The 3,824-nt window shown below is 69.1% G+C and carries 2 protein-coding genes and 1 pseudogene; 2 read left to right on the forward strand and 1 reads right to left on the reverse strand.

Features of this window, described 5'->3' with window-relative positions; genetic code table 11:
* Positions 1-263: 263 nt before the first annotated feature.
* Complete coding sequence (locus AOK01_RS32350; RefSeq protein ID WP_055517975.1) at positions 264-1,772, reverse strand: oligopeptide:H+ symporter; 1,509 nt, start codon at positions 1,770-1,772, stop codon at positions 264-266.
* A 576-nt stretch (positions 1,773-2,348) separates the two neighbouring features.
* On the opposite strand from AOK01_RS32350, the gene AOK01_RS32355 reads away from it, so the two are divergent.
* Both AOK01_RS32355 and AOK01_RS32360 read left to right on the forward strand, forming a co-directional pair.
* Complete coding sequence (locus AOK01_RS32355) at positions 2,349-3,026, forward strand: response regulator transcription factor (RefSeq protein WP_055517976.1); 678 nt, start codon at positions 2,349-2,351, stop codon at positions 3,024-3,026.
* A 156-nt stretch (positions 3,027-3,182) separates the two neighbouring features.
* A pseudogene (locus tag AOK01_RS32360) lies at positions 3,183-3,824 on the forward strand (two-component sensor histidine kinase); the annotation flags it as partial.

A 3,824-nucleotide genomic window follows, 5' to 3' on the forward strand; every position in this document is an offset into this window, starting at 1 on the left:
CTCCGGGGGAGGGCTGGCGGATACCGGGGCCGATGACAGTGGGTTGTTGCGGGCGCTCGGGTTGGTTGCCGGCACGGCGATCTTGCTGGGCGGGGCCGTGTTCACGTTTATGCCGCGGGGCGCTTTGCAGCGGGCTTCTCGGAGGGCGCCGTAGGGGTTGGGCGTTGTGGGGAACTGCGGGGCCGTCGTGGCTGGTCGCGCAGTTCCCCGCGCCCCTTAAAAGATTGCGCAGTTCCCCGCGCCCCCAAGAGAAGGAAGTGGGGCTAGTTGACGTTGCCCATCAAGGTTTTGACCTTGCTGCGGTACATGTAGATCGCGATGCCTGCGATGGCCGCGAGGGTGGCCTCCAGGGTGACGATGCCTGTGCCGTTCAGGTCGACGCCCGCGAGGGAGAGCAGGCCCGTTGTGGCGTCGCCGGCGGTGACCGCGAGGAACCAGACGCCCATCATCTGGGAGGCGTACTTCGCCGGTGCCATCTTCGTGGTGACGGAGAGGCCCACCGGGGAGACCGTCAGCTCGCCGACCGTCTGTACGAAGTAGATGGCGACCAGCCACATCGCGGCGGCCTTCTGGCCGTCGGCGGCGATCGTCAGCGGGGCCAGGAACAGGAAGAACGAGGCGCCCACCAGGACCAGGCCCGACGAGAACTTCACGATCGTGCTCGGCTCCCGGCCGGCCCTGTTCAGGGCCAGCCACGCCCAGGCGAAGACCGGGGCGAGTGCCATGATCATGACCGGGTTGACCGACTGGTACCAGGAGACCGGGAACTCCCAGCCGAAGACGCTGTTCTCGGCCGACGACTCGGCGAAGATCGACAGCGTGGAGCCGCCCTGGTCGTAGATCATCCAGAAGACCGCCGCGGCGACGAAGAACCAGATGTACGCGGACATCTTCGACTGCTCGACGCGGTCGAGGGACTTGTCCCGCTTGATCCGGGCGATGACCGCGATCGGGATGACCAGGCCGATGAGCGTGAGCGGGACCAGGATCCAGTTCAGCGTGTAGTGGCCGGAGAAGCCGACGACGCCGTAGAAGACCACGGCGACGGCCAGCCACAGCAGGCCCTTGCGCAGGGTCGAGGCCTTCTCCTCGGCGGACAGCGGCGTCGGGACGACGTCGGAACGCGTGTCGAGGTGGCGGCGGCCCAGCAGGAACTGGACCAGGCCCAGCGCCATGCCGAGCGCGGCGAGCGCGAAGCCCAGGTGCCAGTCGACGTTCTCGCCGATGGTGCCGATCACCAGCGGAGCGGCGAACGCGCCCACGTTGATGCCGATGTAGAAGACGGTGAAACCGCCGTCGCGGCGCGGGTCGTCCGGGCCCTGGTAGAGGTGGCCGACCATCGTCGAGATGTTGGCCTTCAGCAGACCCGAGCCGATCGCGACGATGCCGAGGCCCGCGTAGAAGGTGCCGGACGAGGGCAGCGCCAGCGTCAGGTGGCCGAGCATGATGACCAGTCCGGCGACGGCGACGGTCTTGCGGGGGCCGAGCACCCGGTCCGCGAACCAGCCGCCGGGGAGGGTGAGCAGGTACACGAGCGACAGGTAGACCGAGTAGATCGCGGTCGCGGTGGTGGCGCTCAGGTGCAGGCCGCCGGGCGCGACCAGGTAGAGCGGGAGCAGTGCCCTCATGCCGTAGTAGGAGAACCGCTCCCACATCTCGGTCATGAAGAGTGTGGCCAGTCCGCGGGGGTGGCCGAAGAAGGACTTCTCGGAACCGTAACCGGAACCAGGGATTCCGGGGGAGACCGAGTCCTTCGTCAGGCTGGACGCCATGGTCGTTCCTTGCTGCTCGGGACGCGCCGCTGGATCGGATCGGATCGGATTGCGCGCCCGGTGGGGGAGGCGGCCGGCACCGGCGGAAGGGCCGTCCCGCCCCACGCCCACGGGGAGTCCGCTCCGGACCTCGAAGCGGTGGACGACGACCACCGGGATCCACGCCCGTCGCGCGTCACGCGCTCCGAGCCCGGCCACAGGTCATTGCTTTCCAGGCCGGTAGACACCAGCCCGTACCCGAGCCCGCACACAAAAGAGACCCTCAGCGTGAAGCTCACGTAGCTCCCGCCGAAGGTCCCTGTGTGGTGCTACAGGCGTCTGGTCACCATAAGGCCACACGCCATGTCAATGCCGCATATGACATGACTTGAGAGATGGATCACAGGTGGAGAGGTGGGTGTGAGGGTGAATCGAAGGCCGTTCGCGGGTTTCCCTCCTCAACCCCAGGGTTGCATGTCCCGGTTCGAGGTCCGGTTCGGGGCCCGACCGGGCCCGGACGGGGCCCGGGCCGGCCCGAACCGGCGCGGATGTCGATCACCCTCACTGCGGCGGTCCGCAGCGGACTACCATCAGTTCATGACCCGAGTACTGCTCGCCGAGGACGACGCGTCCATCTCGGAACCCCTGGCTCGCGCCCTGCGCCGAGAGGGGTACGAGGTTGAGGTACGCGAGGACGGACCCACCGCGCTCGACGCCGGTATCCAGGGCGGTATCGACATGGTCGTGCTCGACCTCGGGCTGCCCGGAATGGACGGCCTGGAGGTGGCCCGGCGGCTGCGCGCCGAGGGTCACACCGTGCCGATCCTCATCCTGACCGCCCGCGCCGACGAGGTGGACACCGTCGTCGGCCTGGACGCGGGCGCCGACGACTACGTCACCAAGCCGTTCCGCCTCGCCGAACTGCTGGCCCGGGTCCGGGCCCTGCTGCGGCGCGGCGCGGCCGAGCCCCAGCAGCCGCCCGCTACGCACGGGGTGCGTATCGACGTCGAGTCGCACCGGGCGTGGATGGGCGACGAGGAGCTGCAGCTGACCGCCAAGGAGTTCGACCTGCTCCGGGTACTCGTCCGGGACGCCGGCCGGGTCGTCACGCGCGACCAGCTGATGCGCGAGGTCTGGGACACCACGTGGTGGTCGTCCACCAAGACCCTCGACATGCACATCTCCTGGCTGCGGAAGAAGCTGGGCGATGACGCCGCGAATCCGCGGTACATCGCGACGGTACGAGGAGTGGGTTTCCGCTTCGAGAAGAGCTGAGTCGCTCCGCTGGGCTTGGCCGGCGCCCATTCGTCGGCGTGGCGCGGCGTGGCGTGGGTGCGTGTGCGGCTGCGGGCCGTGTGTGGCTGGTCGCGCAGTTCCCCGCGCCCCTTGCGGGGCTTGCTGGTTTGCGTAAGTCGTCTGTCGGAGGGCCCCGTGCGTCGCCGTCTCATCAATTCCACGCTGGCCGTCGTACTGGTTGTGATCGCCGTGTTCGGGGTCTCGCTCGTCATCGTCGAGACCCGCACGATCAGCAACAGCGCCCAGGAGCGGGTGAACTCCGAGGCCGTGCGCCTGGTGAGCATCGTCGACAGCCGCATCCTCGGTGACGAGCAGATCAACGCCGGTGTCCTCAAGGACCAGGTGACGGGCGACCGGTACGCGCGCATCGAGATTCCCGGCCGCGCCGTGATCCGCATCGGCACCGAGCCCACCGGCGACGTCATCACGTCCACCCGCAAGGGCGAGGAGGGCGAGACGGTCACGGTGGAGGAGGCGCGCTCGGCGGTCACGCGTGAGGTCGGCCGTACGCTCATGATCATCGCGGCGGTGGCCCTGCTCGCGGTCGTCGCCGCCGTACTCCTCGCCGTGCGCCAGGCCAACCGGCTCACCTCCCCGCTGACCGACCTCGCGGAGACCGCGGAACGGCTCGGCTCGGGAGATCCTCGCCCGCGGCACAAGCGGTACGGGGTTCCGGAGCTGGACCGCGTCGCGGACGTGCTGGACGGTTCGGCCGAGCGCATCGCCCGCATGCTGACGGCCGAGCGGCGCCTGGCGGCCGACGCCTCGCACCAGTTG

Source organism: Streptomyces aurantiacus, assembly GCF_001418335.1.
GTDB lineage: Bacteria > Actinomycetota > Actinomycetes > Streptomycetales > Streptomycetaceae > Streptomyces > Streptomyces aurantiacus.

What these genes read in the sequence shown, in the direction of transcription:
- AOK01_RS32350 (WP_055517975.1), bottom strand. Translation starts at nt 1,772, where the DNA reads ATGGCGTCCAGCCTGACGAAGGACTCGGTCTCCCCCGGAATCCCTGGT.
- AOK01_RS32355 (WP_055517976.1), top strand. Translation starts at nt 2,349, where the DNA reads ATGACCCGAGTACTGCTCGCCGAGGACGACGCGTCCATCTCGGAACCC.